At 69.5% G+C, this 19534-nt stretch carries 14 protein-coding genes; 3 read left to right on the top strand and 11 right to left on the bottom strand.

Annotated features, from left to right (window positions below; genetic code table 11):
- The first annotated feature begins 18 nt into the window (after positions 1-18).
- The 3 genes from CA983_RS11585 (at position 19) to CA983_RS11575 (ending at position 3701) form a co-directional block, all read left to right on the top strand.
- The gene (locus CA983_RS11585) at positions 19-999 is read left to right on the top strand and encodes a carbohydrate ABC transporter permease (RefSeq protein WP_086600805.1); all 981 of its coding nucleotides are present in this window, start codon (positions 19-21) and stop codon (positions 997-999) included.
- Entirely contained in the window at positions 996-1820 is an 825-nt protein-coding gene (locus CA983_RS11580; RefSeq protein ID WP_086600804.1) for a carbohydrate ABC transporter permease, read from the top strand. The genes CA983_RS11585 and CA983_RS11580 overlap by 4 nt, the downstream gene beginning before the upstream one ends.
- 153 nt (positions 1821-1973) lie before the next feature.
- Positions 1974-3701 carry an amylo-alpha-1,6-glucosidase gene (locus tag CA983_RS11575; RefSeq protein ID WP_086600803.1) on the top strand — a complete coding sequence of 576 codons (1728 nt, stop codon included), beginning with the start codon at positions 1974-1976 and terminating at the stop codon, positions 3699-3701.
- Positions 3702-3835: 134 nt separating this feature from the next.
- On the opposite strand, the gene CA983_RS11570 is transcribed toward CA983_RS11575, so the two are convergent.
- The 11 genes from CA983_RS11570 to CA983_RS11520 all read right to left on the bottom strand — a co-directional run bounded on the left by CA983_RS11570 (position 3836) and on the right by CA983_RS11520 (position 19285).
- Positions 3836-5800 carry a TIGR03960 family B12-binding radical SAM protein gene (locus CA983_RS11570; protein ID WP_086600802.1) on the bottom strand — a complete coding sequence of 655 codons (1965 nt, stop codon included), beginning with the start codon at positions 5798-5800 and terminating at the stop codon, positions 3836-3838.
- Between the two features lie 87 nt (positions 5801-5887).
- Positions 5888-7393, bottom strand: coding sequence for a CYTH and CHAD domain-containing protein (locus CA983_RS11565; RefSeq protein ID WP_086600801.1), 1506 nt, complete (start codon positions 7391-7393; stop codon positions 5888-5890).
- Between the two features lie 55 nt (positions 7394-7448).
- On the bottom strand, positions 7449-8651 hold the full coding sequence (gene rodA, locus CA983_RS11560; RefSeq protein ID WP_086600800.1) for a rod shape-determining protein RodA: 1203 nt from the start codon (positions 8649-8651) through the stop codon (positions 7449-7451).
- Complete coding sequence (mrdA, locus tag CA983_RS11555; RefSeq protein WP_086600799.1) at positions 8648-10894, bottom strand: penicillin-binding protein 2; 2247 nt, start codon at positions 10892-10894, stop codon at positions 8648-8650. Before mrdA ends, rodA begins: the two co-directional genes overlap by 4 nt.
- A 166-nt stretch (positions 10895-11060) precedes the next feature.
- Positions 11061-11732 carry a rod shape-determining protein MreD gene (gene mreD, locus CA983_RS11550; RefSeq protein ID WP_086600798.1) on the bottom strand — a complete coding sequence of 224 codons (672 nt, stop codon included), beginning with the start codon at positions 11730-11732 and terminating at the stop codon, positions 11061-11063.
- A gap of 13 nt (positions 11733-11745) precedes the next feature.
- A complete protein-coding gene (gene mreC, locus CA983_RS11545; RefSeq protein WP_086600797.1) occupies positions 11746-12693 on the bottom strand; it encodes a rod shape-determining protein MreC in 948 nt (315 codons plus the stop codon).
- Positions 12694-12837: 144 nt separating this feature from the next.
- Entirely contained in the window at positions 12838-13857 is a 1020-nt protein-coding gene (locus tag CA983_RS11540) for a rod shape-determining protein (RefSeq protein WP_006133575.1), read from the bottom strand.
- A 276-nt stretch (positions 13858-14133) separates the two neighbouring features.
- A complete protein-coding gene (ndk, locus tag CA983_RS11535) occupies positions 14134-14547 on the bottom strand; it encodes a nucleoside-diphosphate kinase (protein ID WP_086600796.1) in 414 nt (137 codons plus the stop codon).
- A 65-nt stretch (positions 14548-14612) separates the two neighbouring features.
- A complete protein-coding gene (locus CA983_RS11530) occupies positions 14613-14969 on the bottom strand; it encodes a DUF4233 domain-containing protein (protein WP_086600795.1) in 357 nt (118 codons plus the stop codon).
- Between the two features lie 6 nt (positions 14970-14975).
- Positions 14976-16499: a bifunctional tetrahydrofolate synthase/dihydrofolate synthase gene (gene folC / locus CA983_RS11525; RefSeq protein ID WP_086600794.1), complete on the bottom strand. Its 1524-nt coding sequence runs from the start codon at positions 16497-16499 to the stop codon at positions 14976-14978.
- Between the two features lie 161 nt (positions 16500-16660).
- Positions 16661-19285 carry a valine--tRNA ligase gene (locus tag CA983_RS11520; protein ID WP_086600793.1) on the bottom strand — a complete coding sequence of 875 codons (2625 nt, stop codon included), beginning with the start codon at positions 19283-19285 and terminating at the stop codon, positions 16661-16663.
- Positions 19286-19534 lie beyond the last annotated feature (249 nt).

The following is a 19534-nucleotide window of genomic DNA, read 5'->3' as shown; positions in this document are numbered from 1 at the left end:
GCTGACCAGGGCCTCTCGATGAGTCACACGACACGAGTGCCGCATCGCCGGCCCGCGCCCGATCACAGCGGTGCGGCCGGTGCGGCCCCGGCCGCACCGCCCCCGGCACGACGCCGCCCGAGCTCCCAGCAGTGGGCCGCCTGGGCCTTCCTCACCCCGGTGACCCTCTACCTCGTCCTCTTCTACGCCTATCCGCTCTACCGCAACATCGACCTGAGCCTGCGCAACTACACGGTCCGCTCTTTCGTCCAGGGCGACGCGCCCTTCACCGGCCTGCAGAACTACCGGACCGTCTTCGACGACCCGACCTTCGCCCCGGCCCTGCTCCACACCGTGGTGTTCACCGCCGTGTGCCTGGTCTTCCAGTACGCCATCGGCCTGGCGCTCGCGGTCTTCTTCAACCAGCACTTCCGGCTCTCCGCCACCCTGCGCGCGCTGTTCCTGGTGCCCTGGCTGCTGCCGCTGATCGTGTCGGCCTCCACCTGGTCATGGATGCTCAACAGCGACTCCGGCATCGTCAACGCAGTCCTGCACGCCGTCGGCGTCGACCCGGTCAACTGGCTGACCTCGCCGTCGTGGTCGCTCATCTCGGTGATCATCGCGAACATCTGGATCGGCGTCCCGTTCAACCTGGTCGTGCTCTACAGCGGCCTGCAGTCCATCCCGGCCGGCCTGTACGAGGCCGCCGCCCTCGACGGCGCGGGCCCCTGGCGCCGGTTCTGGAGCATCACCTTCCCGCTCCTGCGCCCGGTGTCCGCGATCACCCTTCTCCTCGGGCTGGTCTACACACTCAAGGTCTTCGACATCATCTGGATCATGACCAAGGGCGGCCCGGCGGAATCGTCCACGACCTTCGCCACCTGGTCCTACCAGCTCGGCTTCGGCAACCTGCTGCCCGCCTTCGGCCCGGGCGCGGCCGTCGGCAACCTGCTGGTGGTGGCCGCCCTGGTCTTCGGCCTGGTCTACGCCCGCGTGCAGAGAAAGCAGGCGCTGTCATGAGCCGAAGCGGCAAGCGCACCTGGGGCAAGACGACCGTCGGCGTCCTGCTGACCGGCATCATGCTCTTCCCGGTCTACTGGATGCTGAACGTGTCCCTCACCCGCGACCAGGACATGCGCAAGAGCCCACCGGACCTGTTCCCCGTCCACGCCACCCTGTCCGGCTACCGCACGGTCCTCGAAGAGCAGTTGCCCTACCTCGGCACCAGCCTCGTCATCGGCCTGGGCACCGTCGCCCTGACGGTGGTCCTGTCCGCCCCCGCCGGCTACGCGCTGGCCAAGCTGCGTCCGCGCGGCGGCGGCGTCCTCGGCTTCGTGCTCCTGGCCGCGCAGATGATCCCCGGCATCATCATGGCGATGGGCTTCTACGCCATCTACCTCCAACTCGGCATGCTCCAGTCCGTCCCCGGTCTGATCGTCGCCGACTCCACCCTGGCCGTCCCCTTCGCGGTGCTGATCTTCACCGCGTTCATGTCGGGCATCCCCGGCGAACTGCTCCAGGCGGCGAAGACGGACGGCGCCGGTCCCTGGCGCACCTTCCGGTCGATCGTCCTGCCGATGAGCCGCAACGCCGTCGTCACGGTGTCCCTGTTCGCGTTCCTGTGGTCCTGGTCCGACTTCATCTTCGCCAGCACCCTGGTCAACGGCGGCGCGCACGAGCCGATCACCCTCGGCATCTACCACTACATCGGCAACAACAACCAGGAGTGGAACGCCATCATGGCGACCGCCGTCGTCGCCTCGCTGCCGGCCACGGTGATCCTCGTCCTCGCCCAGCGCTACGTCGCCGCCGGTGTGACCGCCGGCGCGGTCAAGGACTGAACTCCGAGGACTCACCCCGAGGACTGACTCCGAGGACTGACTCCGAGGACTGACTCCGAGGCCTGGCATCCAAGGACTGACATCTACAGGGGCATCCCGAGGGGCACCCCCTCTCCCCCTGACGATCCCTGCTCGAGAAACGAGTGACACTTCATGACCGCCGACCGATCCGGCCCGGCCTTCTCCGTCCAGGAGATCCCGTTCAGCACGTACGGGTCATGGTTCGACATCTCCCCCGTGGTGGCGGAGAAGACCCGCGCCGAGGACCTGCACCTCGTCTCGCACCAGAACGGCATGCACGCCATGCTGCGCCTGATGCCGCTCGACGCCGCGACAGGCGAGCGGGCCGAGACCCGAGTGGAGGCGACACCGGGCCTGCTGAGCTGGATCAGCACGGCCGGCCGCGTCGATCTGGCCTACGAGTCACCGGACACCGTACGCCTGCGCGGCACCGCGCTGCCGCTGCGCGTCGCCGCGGCGGCCGACACACTGACGCCCTTCAGCGGCACGTACTACTTCCGGGACGCGGCCGCCGACGCGTACGTGTTCACCTCGTACGAGACCGGACGCCGCTACCGCGTCACCGTGCTGTCCGGCACGGTGATCCACACGTACGGCGACCAGGCCCTGGGCAGCGCCGACCGCGGCCTGACCGTCGCCGCGGACGCGGACGGCCCCTGGGAGATCGCGGTCGAGGAACTGGACACCGCCCGTCCGCCGTACGCGTCGACAGTGACCTTCGACAAGATCGTCGAGGCGGCACGGAACTCCTTCGCGGACTTCGTCGACACGGTGGCCCCCTGGCGCTCGTCCGCCACCCCGGCCGCCGAACTCGCCGCGTACGTCGTATGGTCCGCGACCGTCCGCCCCGCGGGGCTCCTCTCCCGCCCAGGCGTCCTGATGTCCAAGCACTGGATGGACAAGGTCTGGAGCTGGGACCACTGCTTCAACGCCCTGGCCCTCGCCCCCGGGCGCCCCGAACTGGCCTGGGACCAGTACCACCTGCCCTTCGACCACCAGGACGAGACGGGGGCGCTGCCCGACTCCGTCACCCACTCCGAGGTCCTGAACAACTTCGTCAAACCGCCCATCCACGGCTGGGCACTCGGCCGCCTGCGCCGCAGCATGACCACACCGCCCGACCGCTCGGAGCTGGCCGAGACCTACGACAGGCTGGAACGCTGGACGAACTTCTGGCTCACCGCACGACGCACCCCCGGCGCGGCGCTCCCCCACTACCAGCACGGCAACGACAGCGGCTGGGACAACGCCACCACCTTCGACCCGGAACGCGTGGTCGTCACCGCGGACCTGGCCGCCTTCCTCACCCTCCAGCTCCACGAACTCGCCGAACTGGCCACACACTTGGACAGACCGGACGACGCCCACCGATGGACGCAGGCCGCCGAAGCGACCCAGGCGGCGATGCTCGACGAACTCTGGACCGGCGACCGGTTCGTCGCCCGGGGCGTCCACAGCGGGAACACCTGGGACAGTGCCGGCCTCCTCGACCTGATGCCCATCGTGCTGGGCGAGCACCTGCCGACCGAGATCAGCGGCGTTCTGGCCGACCGCATCGCGGCCCACCTGACCCCGCACGGCCTGGCCACCGAGCTGCCGACGTCCCCGCACTACCTGTCCGACGGCTACTGGCGCGGCCCCATCTGGGCCCCCGCCACGATCCTCATCGAAGACGGCCTGCGCCGCGCCGRCCACCACCGCCTCGCCGACGACATCAGCACCCGCTTCCGCACCTTGTGCGAGACCCACGGCTTCGCCGAGAACTTCGACGCTCTCACGGGCACGGGCCTACGGGACCGCGCCTACACGTGGACGGCCAGCAGCTACCTCCTCCTCGCGGAGGCAGCCGTGAGGAGCTGAGAGGCGAACGCCGCCAGCAGACCGTGCGTGTCCCCAGCCGGGCCACCCTTCACTTTCCAGGGCTGATGGGGTGGCCCGGCCTCGGTACGCGGTTGTGAAGCGCGGCCTCCTGCCCAACGAGTGCGTCACTCACCTCAGTGCGAGTGCCCGCTCGGCGCCGGTGCCGCGTTCTTGACCGTCAGGGGCAGCAGCTTCTTCCCCGTCGGGCCGATCTGGATCTGCGTGTCCATCTGCGGACACACCCCACAGTCGAAGCACGGCGTCCAGCGGCAGTCCTCGACCTCCGTCTCGTCGAGGGCGTCCTGCCAGTCCTCCCAGAGCCAGTCCTTGTCGAGGCCGGAGTCCAGGTGGTCCCAGGGGAGGACCTCCTCGTACGTGCGCTCACGGGTCGTGTACCAGTCGACGTCGACGCCGAAGGGGGCCAGCGCCTTCTCGGCGCACCGCATCCAGCGGTCGTACGAGAAGTGCTCGCGCCAGCCGTCGAAGCGGCCGCCGTCGTCGTAGACCGCGCGGATGACGGCGCCGATCCGGCGGTCGCCGCGGGACAGCAGGCCCTCGACGATGCCGGGCTTGCCGTCGTGGTAGCGGAAGCCGATGGAGCGGCCGTACTTCTTGTCGCCGCGGATCTTGTTCCGCAGCTTCTCCAGGCGGGCGTCCGTCTCCTCCGCCGACAGCTGCGGGGCCCACTGGAAGGGGGTGTGGGGCTTGGGGACGAAGCCGCCGATCGAGACCGTGCAGCGGATGTCGTTGGACTTCGAGACCTCGCGGCCCTTGGCGATGACCTTCGTCGCCATGTCGGCGATCTGGAGGACGTCGTCGTCGGTCTCCGTCGGCAGGCCGCACATGAAGTACAGCTTCACCTGACGCCAGCCGTTGCCGTAGGCGGTGGCGACCGTGCGGATCAGGTCGTCCTCCGAGACCATCTTGTTGATGACCTTGCGGATGCGCTCCGAGCCGCCCTCGGGGGCGAAGGTGAGGCCGGAGCGGCGGCCGTTGCGCGTCAGCTCGTTCGCCAGGTCGATGTTGAAGGCGTCCACGCGGGTGGACGGGAGGGAGAGGCCGATCTTGTCGTCCTCGTAGCGGTCCGCGAGGCCCTTGGCGATGTCGCCGATCTCCGAGTGGTCCGCCGAGGAGAGGGACAGCAGGCCCACCTCCTCGAAGCCCGTCGCCTTCAGGCCCTGCTCGACCATGTCGCCGATGCCCGTGATGGAGCGCTCGCGGACCGGGCGGGTGATCATGCCGGCCTGGCAGAAACGGCAGCCGCGGGTGCAGCCGCGGAAGATCTCCACCGACATGCGCTCGTGGACCGTCTCCGCGAGCGGGACCAGGGGCTGCTTGGGGTACGGCCACTCGTCGAGGTCCATCACCGTGTGCTTGGAGACACGCCACGGGACACCGCTGCGGTTCGGTACGACGCGGGCGATACGGCCGTCCGGCAGGTACTCGACGTCGTAGAAGCCGGGCACGTACACCCCGCCCGTCTTCGCCAGGCGGAACAGCAGCTCCTCGCGGCCGCCGGGGCGGCCCTCCGCCTTCCAGGCACGGATGATCGCGGTGACCTCCAGGACGGCCTGCTCGCCGTCGCCGATCACCGCGCAGTCGATGAAGTCCGCGATCGGCTCGGGGTTGAACGCGGCGTGGCCGCCGGCCATGACGATCGGGTCGTCCAGGCCGCGGTCCCTGGCCTCCAGGGGGATCCCGGAGAGGTCCAGGGCCGCCAGCATGTTCGTGTAGCCCAGCTCCGTGGAGAAGGACAGGCCGAGCACGTCGAAGGCCTTCACGGGCCGGTGGCTGTCCACCGTGAACTGCGGGACGCCGTGTTCCCGCATCAGCTCCTCGAGGTCCGGCCACACGCTGTAGGTGCGCTCGGCGAGGACGCCCTGCTGCTCGTTGAGCACCTCGTAGAGGATCTGGACGCCCTGGTTGGGCAGGCCGACCTCGTAGGCGTCCGGGTACATGAGCGCCCAGCGGACGTCACAGGAGTCCCAGTCCTTGACCGTGGAGTTGAGTTCTCCGCCGACGTACTGGATCGGCTTCTGCACGTACGGGAGCAGAGCTTCGAGCTGCGGGAACACCGACGCAGCGACTTCGGCAGGCATGTCGCGCACCTTCGTGAGCTGGACTGAACGGACAGGGTGACCATCCAGACTAACGCGATCGGGCCGCACCTCCGTACGCGCGGAAGATCAAAGGCCCTCCGCCCCGCCCTTGGTCCGCTCCCAGAATCCGGGCAGCTCGGTCTCCACGCGCACCGCCCGCTGCTCCTCGCGCTCATGGAGCAGGCCGTAGGTGAAGGCGTTCTCCCCGGCCGCGTGAGCGACCGCCGACAGCTCGCGCAGTGCCTGCCGGGCCATCACGCTGTCCTGGTGCTCGCCGAGCAGGGTCTGGAGGGCCTTCATGGACTTGACTAGGTCCTTGGCCGGCTTGCCGAGGGCAGGCCGGGCCGCCTCCGCCGCGTAGCGGGCGCGCTTGGTCTTCTTGCGGGCCTCGTGGATCGCGACATCGCGGTCGGTGCCGGGTTCCAGTTCCACGGCCCGCTCGACCAGCCCGGCGACCTTGCGGAAGTCCTTCTTCACGGCCTTGGCGATCGCCTTGCGGGGCTTCTTGCCGGCCGCCTTCCGCAGCGGCGGATCGGCGATCAGCGCGTCCAGGCTGTCGAGCAGGGCGAGGTAGCGGCGGGAGTCCAGAACGCCGATGAGCCGGGCTCGGGCGCCGCCGTGCTCGGTTCTCGCCCAGGTGTGCAGCCGCTCCGCGACCGGGCCGCGGACCAGGGTGGCCGGCACCTCGTCGAGGGCCGCCGTCAGGCGTTCGGTGAGCACCTCGCGGTCCCGGTCCAGGCCCAGCTCACCGGCCAGCCACTTCAGCTCGTCGCCGACGGCGTCGGTGACGGTCCGGTCGAGGATCTCGCCGTAGGACTTGAAGGTGCTGCGCAGCCGGCGGGTGGCCACGCGCATGCTGTGCACGGAGTCCTCGACGTCCCGCCGCACGGCCGGGTCGAGCTCGACGATGGCGTCCCGCTGGGCGCGCACGTACGCCAGGACGTGGTCCGCGGCGGTCTCCGGTTGCCCGGCGGAGGCGGACGCACGCTGTTGGTGCGGTGCCGTCTCCGCCAGGGCCCGCGCCAGCTTCGACGCCGAGGCCGACGGCCGTATACCCGCCTTGCGCAGCCGCTTCTCCACCTTGTCGAGGAAGGCCGGGTCTCCCCCGTCGGCGAGTTCCACCTCGATCTCCGTCCACTGCGCTTCACCGCCGCCGGCCGTGAGCCGGTCGGCCCGTACGGCGTCGACGCTGACCTCGGCGAGCAGCCGGCCGTCGGCGTCGACGAGGTGGCGTACGTCGCGGTCGGAGCGCAGCCGGACGACGGGCAGCACTTCGCCGTCGCGGACGCGGGAGCGGACGAGCCCGGCGAGGTCGTCCGGGAGGGTGTCGGAGAGCGGGGCGTGGATCTCGTCGCGGACGCCGGGGGCGACGGGGAACTTCAGATGCCAGCCCGCGTCCGAGCCGCCGGTGCGGCGGCGCAGGGTGATGGACGACGCGGCGAGGCGTTCGTCGGCGGTGTCGTAGTAGGTGGCGTCGAGGTGGGCGACGCCCTTGTCGAGCACGGCCGCGACCCCGGCGACACCGGTCAGGTCGGGAAGTCCGCTGTCCTCGGACTCGTATTTCCGCTCGATCTCGCGCTTGGTGTCCGCCATGGACCGAATCTAGTGGCCACGGGGGCGGGGCGGCAGGGGGCCGCCCCGCCGGTGTTCACGCCGACATCGGGCGCTGGACCCGGATGGATTGCAACAGACCGATCGCTATCCACACGGCGAACATCGACGAGCCGCCGTACGACACGAACGGCAGCGGCAGGCCGGTGACGGGCATGATGCCGAGGGTCATGCCGATGTTCTCGAACGTCTGGAAGGCGAACCAGGCGACGATGCCGGCGGCGACGATCGTGCCGTAGAGGTCGCTGGTCTCCCGGGCGATACGGCAGGCGCGCCACAGGACGATGCCGAGCAGCAGGACGATCAGTCCGCCGCCGAGGAAGCCCAGTTCCTCCCCCGCCACGGTGAAGACGAAGTCCGTCTGCTGCTCGGGCACGAACTGGCCGGTGGTCTGCGAGCCGTGGAAGAGGCCGGAGCCGGTCAGGCCGCCGGAGCCGATGGCGATGCGGGCCTGGTTGGTGTTGTAACCGACGCCGGCCGGGTCGAGCTCGGGGTTGGCGAAGGCGGCGAAGCGGGCGATCTGGTAGTCGTCGAGCACTCCGATCTGCCAGACGGTGACCGCGCCGATGGCGCCCGTGCCGAGCAGGCCGAACACCCACCGGTTGGAGGCACCGGAGGCGAGCAGCACGCCGAGCACGATGATGACCATCACCATGACCGACCCGAGGTCGGGCATGAGCATCACGATCACCATGGGCACGGCGGCCAGGCCCAGTGCCTGCATGACCGTGCGGTGGTCGGGGTACTGCCTGTCGCCCGCGTCGACTCTGGCGGCCAGCAGCATCGCCATGCCCAGGATGATCGTGACCTTCACGAACTCCGAGGGCTGGAGGGAGAAGCCGCCGGGGAGCTTGATCCACGAGTGGGCGCCGTTGATCGTGGAGCCGAGCGGGGTGAGCACCAGCAGGATCAGCAGGACCGAGAGGCCGTACAGGATCGGCACGGCCGTGCGCAGGCCGCGGTGGCCGAGCCAGATCGTGCCGGCCATCAGGGCGAGGCCGATGCCGGTGTTCAGCAGGTGCCGGACGAGGAAGAAGTAGGGGTCGCCCTGGTTGAGCTCCGTGCGGTTGCGGGTCGCCGAGTAGACGAGGAGCGTGCCGAGCAGGGACAGGGCAGTCGCCGACAGCAGGATCGGCCAGTCGAGGCGCCGCGCCACCGAGTCGCGGGCGAGGAGCCTGGTCCAGCCGGAGCGCTCGGGGCCGTAGCCGGAGACCTGGAAGCTCTTCACACCGCCGGTCATGTCGGCAACCTCCGGCTTCCCCGCCGGCGCCGGCGCCTTCGGGTGTCACGGTTCTCCGGCGTCGGCGGGGCCGCCGTCGCCGGCTGGAGCGGGTCGGCCGGGGCGTTCGGGTCCTTCTTGTTCGCCTGCTGGTCCTTGGCCGGGTCCTTGGGGACCTTCGGGGAGGCGATGGTGCCGTCCGTCTTGACCTTGGGCAGGGTCTTCTGCGGGGTGGGCAGCAGCGCCTTCTTCGGGTCGATGTCGCCGTCCGGGGAGACGCCGTACAGCGCGTTGTAGATGTTGCGGACGGCGGGGCCCGAGGCGCCGGAGCCCGTACCACCCTGGGAGATCGTCATGACGATCGAGTAGTCCTTGGTGTACGTGGCGAACCAGGAGGTGGTCTGCTTGCCGTAGACCTCCGCCGTACCCGTCTTGGCGTGCATCGGGATCTTGTCCTGCGGCCAGCCGCCGAACCGCCAGGCGGCCGTACCGCGGGTGGCGACTCCCGCGAGGGCATCGCTTATCTCGCTGCGCGTCTTCTGCGTCATCGGCAGCTTGCCGTGCGACTTGGGCTTGATCGGCGTGACGGTCTTGCCGTCGGCGCTGATGACGGCCTTGCCGACGGAGGGGGTGTACATGGTGCCGCCGTTGGAGATGGCCGAGTAGATGGTGGCCATCTGGATGGGGGTGACGAGGGTGTCGCCCTGGCCGATGGAGTAGTTGACGGAGTCACCGGCGCGCATGCGGTTGCCTTCGAGGCAGTTCTCATAGGCGATCTTCTCGGCGTAGCTGCCGTTGCGCTTGCCGGTGCGGCACCAGGCGTCCTTGTTGGCCTTCCAGTAGTCCAGCTTCCACTGGCGGTCGGGGACGCGGCCGGTGACCTCGTTGGGCAGGTCGATGCCGGTCTCCTTGCCGAGGCCGAACTGGTGGGCGGTCTTGTAGAACCAGTCGTTGGGCTTCTTCTTCGGCTTGGTGCCGCCGTCCTTCTTCCACTCCTCGTGGGAGAGCCGGTAGAAGACCGTGTCGCAGGAGACCTCCAGGGCGCGGCCGAGGCTGATCGGGCCGTACCCCTTGGACTCGAAGTTCTTGAAGACCTGGCCGCCGATCGAGTACGAGCTGGAGCACTGGTAGGGGCCGTTGAAGGAGTAGCCCGCGTTGATCGCGGCGGCCGTCGGGATGACCTTGAAGATGGAGCCGGGCGCCGACTGGCCCTGGATCGCGCGGTTGAGCAGCGGGTAGTTGGAGCTCTTGCCGGTGAGCCGTGCGTAGTCCTTGGCGGAGATGCCGCCCACCCAGGCGTTCGGGTCGTACGTCGGGTTGGAGGCCATCGCGACGACGCGGCCGGTCTTGGCCTCCATGACGACGACGGCACCGGAGTCGGCCTTGTAGTTCGTGCCCGTGTTGCGGTCGTGCTCCTTGCGGGCCTGCTTCATGGCCTCGTTCAGCTCGTACTCGGCGATCCGCTGGACGCGGGCGTCGATGCTGGTGACGAGGTTGTCGCCGGGGTGGGCCGGGTCGGCTTCGGCCTGGCCGATGACGCGGCCGAGGTTGTCGACCTCGTAGCGCGTGACGCCGGCCTTGCCGCGCAGCTCCTTGTCGTACTGGCGCTCCAGGCCGGAGCGGCCGACCTGGTCGGAGCGCAGATACGGCGAGTTGGTGTTCTGCGCCTTCTTGATCTCCTCGTCGGTGACCGGCGAGAGGTAGCCGAGGACCTGGGCGGTGTTGGCCTTGCCCGGGCTCGGGTAGCGGCGCACGGCCTGGGGCTCGGCGGTGATGCCGGGGAAGTCCTCGGCGCGCTCGCGGATCTGGAGGGCCTGCTTGGGGGTGGCCTCGTCGGTGATGGGGATGGGCTGGTAGGGCGAGCCGTTCCAGCAGGGCTGGGGCGTCTTGGCGTCGCACAGCCGGACCTTCTCCTGGACCTCCTTGGGCGTCATGCCCAGGACTCCGGCGAGCTTGGCGAGGACTTCCTTGCCGTCGTCCGGCATCTTCAGCAGGTCCGTGCGGGAGGCGGAGACGACCAGTCGTGTCTCGTTGTCGGCGAGGGCCACGCCGCGCGCGTCCAGGATGGAGCCGCGGACGGCCGGCTGGACGACCTGCTGAACGTGGTTCCCCGACGCCTCCTTGGCGTACGCCGCGCCCTCACGGATCTGGAGGTACCACAGGCGTCCGCCGAGGGTGAGCAGGAGGGACAGGACGAGGACCTGGATGACGACGAGCCGGATCTGGACCCGTGTGTTCCGCCCGGTCTCGGGGATGTTGGTCACTGCGGCTGCCTCCCCCTCTCAGTGCGCGTACGGATGTGCGAGTACAAAGCCGGGCCCGGGTGCGAAGGTCTGTCCGGGCACGTGTGTGCGGATACGAGTGAGGAACGACGGGCCCAGGAGCCCGCGTTCCTACCGGACCGGCCCGTTCGGGTGAAATTTCCCGCGGTCACAGCCGCTTGACCCCCTTGATGCGCCCCGCCCGCGCCATCCGTGCCCGGGCCGCCTTCACCCGCAGCCCGTTCCGCTGGCTGCCGACCTTCAGGCCGGTGCCGCCGGAGAGCCAGCCGGAGGAGATGTCCGTGGCCTTGGCCGCGGAGCCGGTCTCGGCGAGCGGATCGTTCTCGGCGCGTCTGGCCAGCGCCATGACGCCCGGCACGACGAACGGGGCGAGCAGCAGGTCGTACAGCGCGGCCGTGAACAGCAGGCTGCCCAGGCCCACATGGCGGGCGGCGGTGTCCCCGACGAGGGCACCGACCCCGGCGTACAGCAGGGTGGAGCCGAGGGCGGCGGCGACCACCACGACCATGGGGCCGGTCGCGGACTTCAGCTTGCCCGTCTCCGGTTTCACCAGGCCCGCGAGATAGCCGATGACGCACAGCACGAGGGCGTAGCGCCCGGCGGCGTGGTCGGCGGGCGGGGCCAGATCGGCGAGCAGGCCGGCGCCGAAACCCACGAGGGCGCCGCCCACATGGCCGTACACCAGCGCCAGGCCGAGGACGGTGAGAAGCATCAGGTCGGGCACGGCGCCCGGCAGATGGAGGCGGGCGAGGACGCTCACCTGGATGACCAGGGCGACGACGACCAGGGCGGAGGAGAGCAGGATCCGGTTGACGCGCATGAGGTGACAGCTCCTACTGCTCTTGCTGGTTCTGGCCGTCCGCGGGGGCCTCGGCGGACGGCGTCACGGTCACCGTCACCGTCGGCCTGGGCGTCGGCTTCGGCTTGGGCGGGAGCACCGTGTCGCGCGGGTCCTTCTTCGGGGCCTCGACGACGACACCGACGATGTCGAGCTTGCTGAAGGCGGCGTACGGCGTGACGTAGAGCGTGCGGGTCAGCCCGCCGCCGGACGGGTCGACGCGGGAGACCACGCCGACGGGCACACCGGGCACGAACGGCCGGTCGGCCTGCGAGCCGAAGGTGACCAGACGGTCGCCCTTCTTCACCTCCGCCTTGCCGTTGAGGAGTTCCACGCGCAGCGGGCGGTCGCCCTGCCCGGAGGCGAAGCCGAGCTCGTCGCTGGCCTCCATCCGGGTGCCGACCGTGAAGTCGGGGTCGCTGGCGAGCAGGACCGTGGCGGTGTTGGGTCCGACGGTGGTGACCCGGCCGACGAGCCCGTCCCCGTTCAGGACGGTCATGTCGCGTTTGATGCCGTCGTTGGCGCCGACGTCGATGGTGATGGTCCAGGAGAAGCCCTGCGCGGCTCCGATGGCGATGACCTCGGCGCCCTTGATGCCGTACTGGCCCTGGCCGGACATCTTCAGCATCTTGTCGAGCTGCTTGAGGCGGCTGCGGCTGCGGTCGTCGCTGCCGAGCCGCGCCTTCAGGGCCGCGTTCTCCTCCTCCAGCACGGCGAGCCGGTCGTGTCGCTCGCCCGAGTCCCGGACGGCGGAGACCGCGTCACCGACCGGGTCGACCGCGGCCGACACACCGTTCTCGATCGGGCCGAAGACCGTCGCCGCGCCCTGCCGGGCACCGTCGACCGGGGAATCCTCCCCACCGCGAATGTCCACCGTGATCAACGCGAACGCGATGGCGATCAGCAGCACCAGGAGCAGCCGACTCTCTCGTGTGTCCCTCACGTGCGGCGGCCGTGCCCTTCCTCATAGGAATTCGGGAAACCCCAGGGAAACCCGAGGGGCTGCATTGTGGGAGCTTATGCATCTATATCAACGATCCGCCGTACGAGAGGAGATCGTCCCGTACGGCGGAATCGAAGAGTTACGTCATCTGCGCGGCTGGGCGTCCAGCACCTGCTGGAGCGCCTCGAACTCCTCGACGCACTTTCCGGAACCGAGCGCCACGCTGTCCAGGGGGTCCTCGGCGATGTGGATCGGCATGCCGGTCTCCCGGCGCAGCCGCTCGTCCAGGCCCCGCAGCAGCGCTCCGCCGCCGGTCAGAACGATTCCTCGGTCCATGATGTCGCCGGACAGCTCCGGCGGACACTTGTCGAGGGTCGTCTTGACGGCGTCGACGATCGCGTTGACCGGCTCCTCGATCGCCTTGCGGACTTCCGCCGCGGAGATGACGACGGTCTTCGGCAGCCCGGAGACCAGGTCCCGGCCTCGGATTTCGGTGTGCTCGTCGGTGTCGAGGTCGTACGCCGAACCGATCGTGATCTTGATCTGCTCGGCCGTGCGCTCACCCAGCAGGAGGGAGTACTCCTTCTTGATGTGCTGGATGATCGCGTTGTCCAGTTCGTCGCCCGCGACACGGATGGACTGTGCGGTGACGATGCCGCCGAGGGAGATGACCGCGACCTCCGTGGTGCCGCCGCCGATGTCGACCACCATGTTGCCCGTGGCCTCGTGGACCGGCAGGCCGGAGCCGATGGCCGCGGCCATCGGCTCCTCGATGATGTGCACCTGGCGGGCGCCGGCCTGGGACGACGCCTCGATCACGGCGCGGCGCTCGACGCCCGTGATGCCCGAGGGCACACAGACGACGACCCGCGGACGAGCCAGATACCGCCGCTTGTGGATCTTCAGGATGAAGTAGCGGAGCATCCGCTCGGTGATCTCGAAGTCGGCGATCACACCGTCCTTCAGCGGACGAACGGCAACGATGTTGCCGGGCGTGCGCCCGATCATCTTCTTCGCTTCGGCACCGACCGCGAGGATGCCACCGGTGTTGGTGTTGATCGCGACGACGGACGGCTCGTTGAGTACGATCCCGCGACCCCTGACGTACACCAGCGTGTTGGCGGTCCCGAGGTCGACAGCCATGTCACGGCCGATGAACGACATTGAGTTCCCCATCAGGATTCGTCTGGCCTTCCCACTAGCTTTTGAGGGCTTATCAGGTAGGCAAAGGTGGGTGCTGTGACGTGAAGGCTTCCATCGTAGACGCGCCTTCGCGAACACTGCGGGAGGGTCTCCGCCATTGTCAGCAGATGCCGCACGGGTTCGCTTGTGGTGACGGGCGTTCGGGGACCATCGTTCCCTCGATCGCCACGCATATGCCAGAAAGTCCGGGAGCCCTGCTCCCAGACTCCCGCCCCCGGGCTTCCCCCGCCGTTCGCCTTACGCGCGACCCGGGAAGAAGATCTTCACCTCGCGCTCGGCGGACTCCTCCGAGTCCGAGGCGTGGATCAGGTTCTCCCGGACGATGACGCCGTAGTCGCCGCGGATGGAGCCGGGGGCCGCGGCGATCGGGTCGGTCGGACCGGCCAGCTGGCGCACGCCCTCGATGACCCGCTCGCCCTCGACGATCATCGCCACGACCGGGCCGGAGGCCATGAACTCCACCAGTGGCTCGTAGAAGGGCTTGCCCTTGTGCTCGCCGTAGTGCTGCTCCAGCGTGTCCTGGTCCAGGGTGCCCAGCTCCAGCGCGGTGATCGTCCAGCCCGCCTTGCGCTCGATGCGGCTGATGATCTCGCCGGTCAGGCCACGACGGACGGCGTCGGGCTTGAGGAGGACGAGGGTGCGCTGGCTCACGACGGGCTCCTTATGCATCAAGGTTGTGCGGTGAGACGAGGTTACCCGGCGTGTCGGGGCGCCTGTTACGCAGCGTCAGGTGTGGAGGAGCCGGCCTGGGCGGCGAATCTCGCCTTGGCCTCGTCCACCTTCCGCCCATAGTGCACCGACGCCCACCACAGGGCCGCGAAGATCGCGCCCAGGAAGAACATCATCGGCACGGCGAAGCCCGACGCGATGAGCGCGATCTGCAACGCCCAGCCGAGCGCGACCCCGCCCGGGCGCGTCACCAGGCCGCACAGCACCAGACACAGGAACATCGCGACACCGCTGACCGTCCACACGGTCGTCATGGACAGGTCGGGGTCCTTCATGGCGACCAGACCGGCGAAGCCGATGATGAAGAACTCGCCGATCAGCGTCGAAGAACAGAGCGTACGCACGGGATCTCAGCCCCTCCCCAGGAGCAGTCGGGCCTCGCCGACGGTGATGACGGAACCGGTGACGAGCACACCGCCGCCCGCGAACTCGCCCTCCTCCTCGGCCAGCGTGATCGCGGCCTCCAGCGCGTCGGGCAGCCGCGGCTCGACCTGGACGCGCTCCTCGCCGAACACCTCGACGGCGATACCGGCCAGCTCGTCGGCGTCCATCGCGCGGTGGCTGGAGTTCTGCGTGACCACGATCTCGGCGAACACCGGCTCGAAGGCCTCCAGCAGCCCCCGCACGTTCTTGTCGCCGCTCGCGCCGACGACACCGATGAGCCGGCTGAACTGGAAGGCCTCACCGACCGCCTCGGCCGCCGCCCGGGCGCCCGCCGGGTTGTGGGCGGCGTCGAGCACGACGGTCGGGGAACGCCGCACGACCTCCAGCCGCCCCGGCGAGGCGACGGCCGCGAACGCCTTGCGGACCGTGTCCAGGTCCAGCTGCTCGGCCCGCTGCGCGCCGACGCCGAAGAACGCCTCCACGGCGGCCAGCGCGACGGCCGCGTTGTGCGCCTGGTGCGCGCCGTGCAGCGGCAGGTACATCTCCGGGTACTCCCCGCCGAGCCCGCGCAGCGTCACCAGCTGCCCGCCGACGGCCACCTGCCGGTCCACGACACCGAACTCCAGGCCCTCCCGGGCCACGGTCGCGTCCACCTCGACGGCCTTCTTCAGCAGCACCTGCGCCGCGTCGACCGGCTGCTGCGCCAGGATGACGGTCGCGCCCTGCTTGACGATGCCGGCCTTCTCCGCCGCGATCTCCGCGTGCGTGGTGCCGAGCCGGTCGGTGTGGTCGAGGTCTATGGGCGTGACGACGGCGACGTCACCGTCGATCACGTTCGTGGCGTCCCAGGAGCCGCCCATGCCGACCTCGACGACGGCGACGTCGGCGGGCGCGTCGGCGAACGCCGCGTACGCCATGCCGGTGAGCACCTCGAAGAAGGACAGCCGGTACTCCTGCTGCCCGTCGATCATCTCGATGTACGGCTTGATGTCGTGGTACGTCTCGATGAACCGCTCGGCCGAGATGGGGGCGCCGTCCAGGCTGATGCGCTCGGTGATCGACTGCACGTGCGGCGAGGTGTAGCGGCCGGTCCGCAGCTCGAAGGCGCCGAGCAGGGCCTCGATCATGCGGGCCGTGGAGGTCTTGCCGTTCGTCCCCGTGATGTGGATCGACGGGTACGACCGCTGCGGCTCTCCCAGCACGTCCATCAGCGCGGCGATTCGGCTGACGGAGGGCTCCAGCTTGGTCTCACCCCAGCGTGTGGCGAGCTCCGCCTCCACCTCGCGCAGGGCCTTGTCGACCTCGGGGTCGGCGGGCCGGGTCGGGATGTCGGCCTCCGGGGGGCCGCCCTGGGTGCGCAGGGTTCGGCTGCCGGCTTCGATGACGGCGAGGTCGGGGTCGCGGGTGGTCTCCTCCGCGATGATCTCGTCGAAGGTGTCGAGGGGGTCGGGCTGGTCGTCGGCGCTGTGGTCTGGAGGGAGCTCGCTCACGGGGCCAGTCTACGGAGGGGCAGTGACATAGGTCGGGGGTGGTTTGTGTCGTCCCTTGTCTGCGGGTCTGCGGGGGCTTGTCGCGCAGTTCCCCGCGCTCCTGAAGTGCGTAAAGGCCCCGGCACTGCCAAGCACCGGGGCCTTTACGACCGTACGAACCCTTACGCCTGCGGCAGCCTCTCCAGCTGCGCCTGGATCCGGGCGATGTCCTCCTCCGCCTTGGACAGGCGGGTGCGGATCTTCTCCACCACGTGGTCAGGAGCCTTCGCCAGGAACGCCTCGTTGCCGAGCTTGGCGTTCGCCTGCGCCTTCTCCTTCTCCGCCGCCGCGAGGTCCTTCGCGAGGCGCTTGCGCTCCGCCGCCACGTCGATCGTGCCGGAGAGGTCGAGGGCGACCTCCGCGCCGGCGACCGGCAGGGTCGCCGTGGCCGTGAAGGCGTCGCCCTCCGGCTGGAGCCGCAGCAGCTGGCGGATGGCGGCCTCGTGCGCCGCGAACGGCGTGCCGTCCAGGGTCAGCCGGGCCGGGACCCGCTGGCCGGGCTGGAGGCCCTGGTCGGCGCGGAAGCGGCGGACCTCGGTGATGACCGACTGGAGGCTCTCGATCTCGCGCTCGGCGTCGGCGTCCCGGAAGCCACTGTCCTTGGGCCACTCGGCGATGACGACCGACTCGCCACCGGTGAGGGTGGTCCACAGGGTCTCGGTGACGAAGGGGACCACCGGGTGCAGCAGCTTCAGCGTGACGTCGAGGACCTCACCGAGGACGCGCTTGCTGACCTCGGCCGCCTCGCCGCCCGCCTGGAACGTCGTCTTGGACAGCTCGACGTACCAGTCGAAGACCTCGTCCCACGCGAAGTGGAACAGGGAGTCGGACAGCTTCGCGAACTGGTAGTCGTCGTAGAACGCGTCGACTTCGGCGACGACCGTGTTGAGGCGGGAGAGGATCCAGCGGTCCGTCGAGGACATCTTCGACGGGTCCGGCAGCGGGCCGTCCACCGTAGCGCCGTTCATCAGCGCGAAGCGCGTGGCGTTCCAGATCTTGTTGGCGAAGTTGCGCGAGCCCTGGACCCAGTCCTCGCCGATCGGGACGTCGACGCCCGGGTTGGCACCGCGGGCGAGGGTGAAGCGAAGCGCGTCACTGCCGTACTTGTCCATCCAGTCCAGCGGGTTGACCGCGTTGCCGAAGGACTTCGACATCTTCTTGCCGAACTGGTCGCGGACCATGCCGTGCAGGGCGATGGTGTGGAACGGCGGGGTGCCGTCCATCGCGTACAGGCCGAACATCATCATCCGGGCGACCCAGAAGAAGAGGATGTCGTAGCCGGTGACCAGGACGGAGTTCGGGTAGAACTTCGCGAGCGACTCGGTCTGTTCGGGCCAGCCGAGCGTGGAGAACGGCCACAGGCCGGAGGAGAACCAGGTGTCGAGGACGTCGGTGTCCTGACGCCAGCCCTCGCCGCTGGGCGGCTCCTCGTCGGGGCCGACGCAGACGACCTCGCCGTTCGGGCCGTACCAGACCGGGATGCGGTGGCCCCACCACAACTGCCGCGAGATGCACCAGTCGTGGAGGTTGTCGACCCAGTCGAAGTAGCGCTTCTCCATCTCCTGCGGGTGGATCTTGACGCGCCCGTCGCGGACGGCGTCGCCGGCGGCCTTCGCCAGCGGGCCGACCTTGACCCACCACTGCATGGAGAGCCGGGGCTCGATCGTCGTCTTGCAGCGCGAGCAGTGGCCGACCGAGTGGACGTAGGGCCGCTTCTCGGCGACGATCCGGCCCTCGGCGCGCAGCGCGGCGACGATGGCCGAGCGGGCCTCCAGCCGGTCCTGGCCCTGGAAGGGGCCGTGGGCGGTGATGACGGCGTGCTCGTCCATGATCGTGATGGCGGGCAGGTCGTGGCGCTGGCCGATCTCGAAGTCGTTCGGATCGTGGGCCGGGGTGACCTTGACGGCACCCGTGCCGAACTCGGGGTCGACGTGCTCGTCGGCGACGACCGGGATGGAACGGTCGGTCAGCGGCAGCCTGATGAGCTTGCCGACCAGGTGCTTGTACCGCTCGTCGTCGGGGTGGACGGCGACCGCCGTGTCACCGAGCATGGTCTCGGCACGGGTGGTGGCGACGACGATCGTCTCGTCCCCGTCGCCGTACTTCATGGAGACCAGCTCGCCGTCGTCGTCCTGGTACTCCACCTCGATGTCCGAGATGGCGGTCAGGCAGCGCGGGCACCAGTTGATGATGCGCTCGGCGCGGTAGATCAGCTCGTCGTCGTAGAGCCGCTTGAAGATGGTCTGGACGGCCTGCGAGAGGCCCTCGTCCATGGTGAAGCGCTCACGGGTCCAGGCGACGCCGTCGCCCAGGCGGCGCATCTGACCGGAGATCTGTCCGCCGGACTCGGCCTTCCAGTGCCAGACGCGCTCGACGAACGCCTCGCGGCCCAGGTCGTGCCGGGACTTGCCCTCCTTGCCCAGCTCCCGCTCGACGACGTTCTGCGTGGCGATGCCGGCGTGGTCCATGCCGGGCTGCCACAACGTCTCGTAGCCCTGCATCCGCTTGCGGCGGGTCAGCGCGTCGATGAGCGTGTGCTCGAAGGCGTGCCCGAGGTGCAGGCTGCCCGTGACGTTCGGCGGCGGGATGACGATCGTGTACGGCGGTTTGTCGCTCTTCTCGTCCGCCTCGAAGTAACCCCGCTCTACCCAGCGCTCGTACAGCGGCCCCTCTACGTCGGCCGGCGCGTACTGGGTCGGCAGGTCGGTGCTGGGCGCTGGTGGCTGCTGCTGAGCGTTCTCGGTCACGGGGGTCAGTTTAGAGGTGTCACTACCCCGTCCCGAAACGCGTTTCCTTTGTAACGGTGGGGGCCCCGATGCCATGCACACGACGGGTCTGCGCCAGGATGTGTCGAACGCACAAGCATCTGGAGGGGAACCCAGAACATGAGCTACAACCAGCCGGGCCCGTACGGCGGGCAGCCCCAGCAGCCCGGACCGTACGGCCAGCCGGGCCCCTACGGCCAGCCGCCGCAGGCCCCCCAGCCCGGTTACGGC

This window comes from Streptomyces swartbergensis, from assembly GCF_002148965.1.
Lineage (GTDB): Bacteria > Actinomycetota > Actinomycetes > Streptomycetales > Streptomycetaceae > Streptomyces > Streptomyces swartbergensis.
The sequence above is the reverse complement of the archived record's forward strand: the minus strand, read 5'-3'. Positions and strand labels throughout refer to the sequence as shown.

Coding starts and splice junctions, on each gene's coding strand:
- CA983_RS11585 (WP_086600805.1), top strand. CDS start 19: ATGAGTCACACGACACGAGTGCCGCATCGCCGGCCCGCGCCCGATCAC.
- CA983_RS11580 (WP_086600804.1), top strand. CDS start 996: ATGAGCCGAAGCGGCAAGCGCACCTGGGGCAAGACGACCGTCGGCGTC.
- CA983_RS11570 (WP_086600802.1), bottom strand. CDS start 5,800: ATGCCTGCCGAAGTCGCTGCGTCGGTGTTCCCGCAGCTCGAAGCTCTG.
- CA983_RS11565 (WP_086600801.1), bottom strand. CDS start 7,393: ATGGCGGACACCAAGCGCGAGATCGAGCGGAAATACGAGTCCGAGGAC.
- rodA (WP_086600800.1), bottom strand. CDS start 8,651: ATGACCGGCGGTGTGAAGAGCTTCCAGGTCTCCGGCTACGGCCCCGAG.
- mreD (WP_086600798.1), bottom strand. CDS start 11,732: ATGCGCGTCAACCGGATCCTGCTCTCCTCCGCCCTGGTCGTCGTCGCC.
- CA983_RS11540 (WP_006133575.1), bottom strand. CDS start 13,857: ATGTCGTTCATCGGCCGTGACATGGCTGTCGACCTCGGGACCGCCAAC.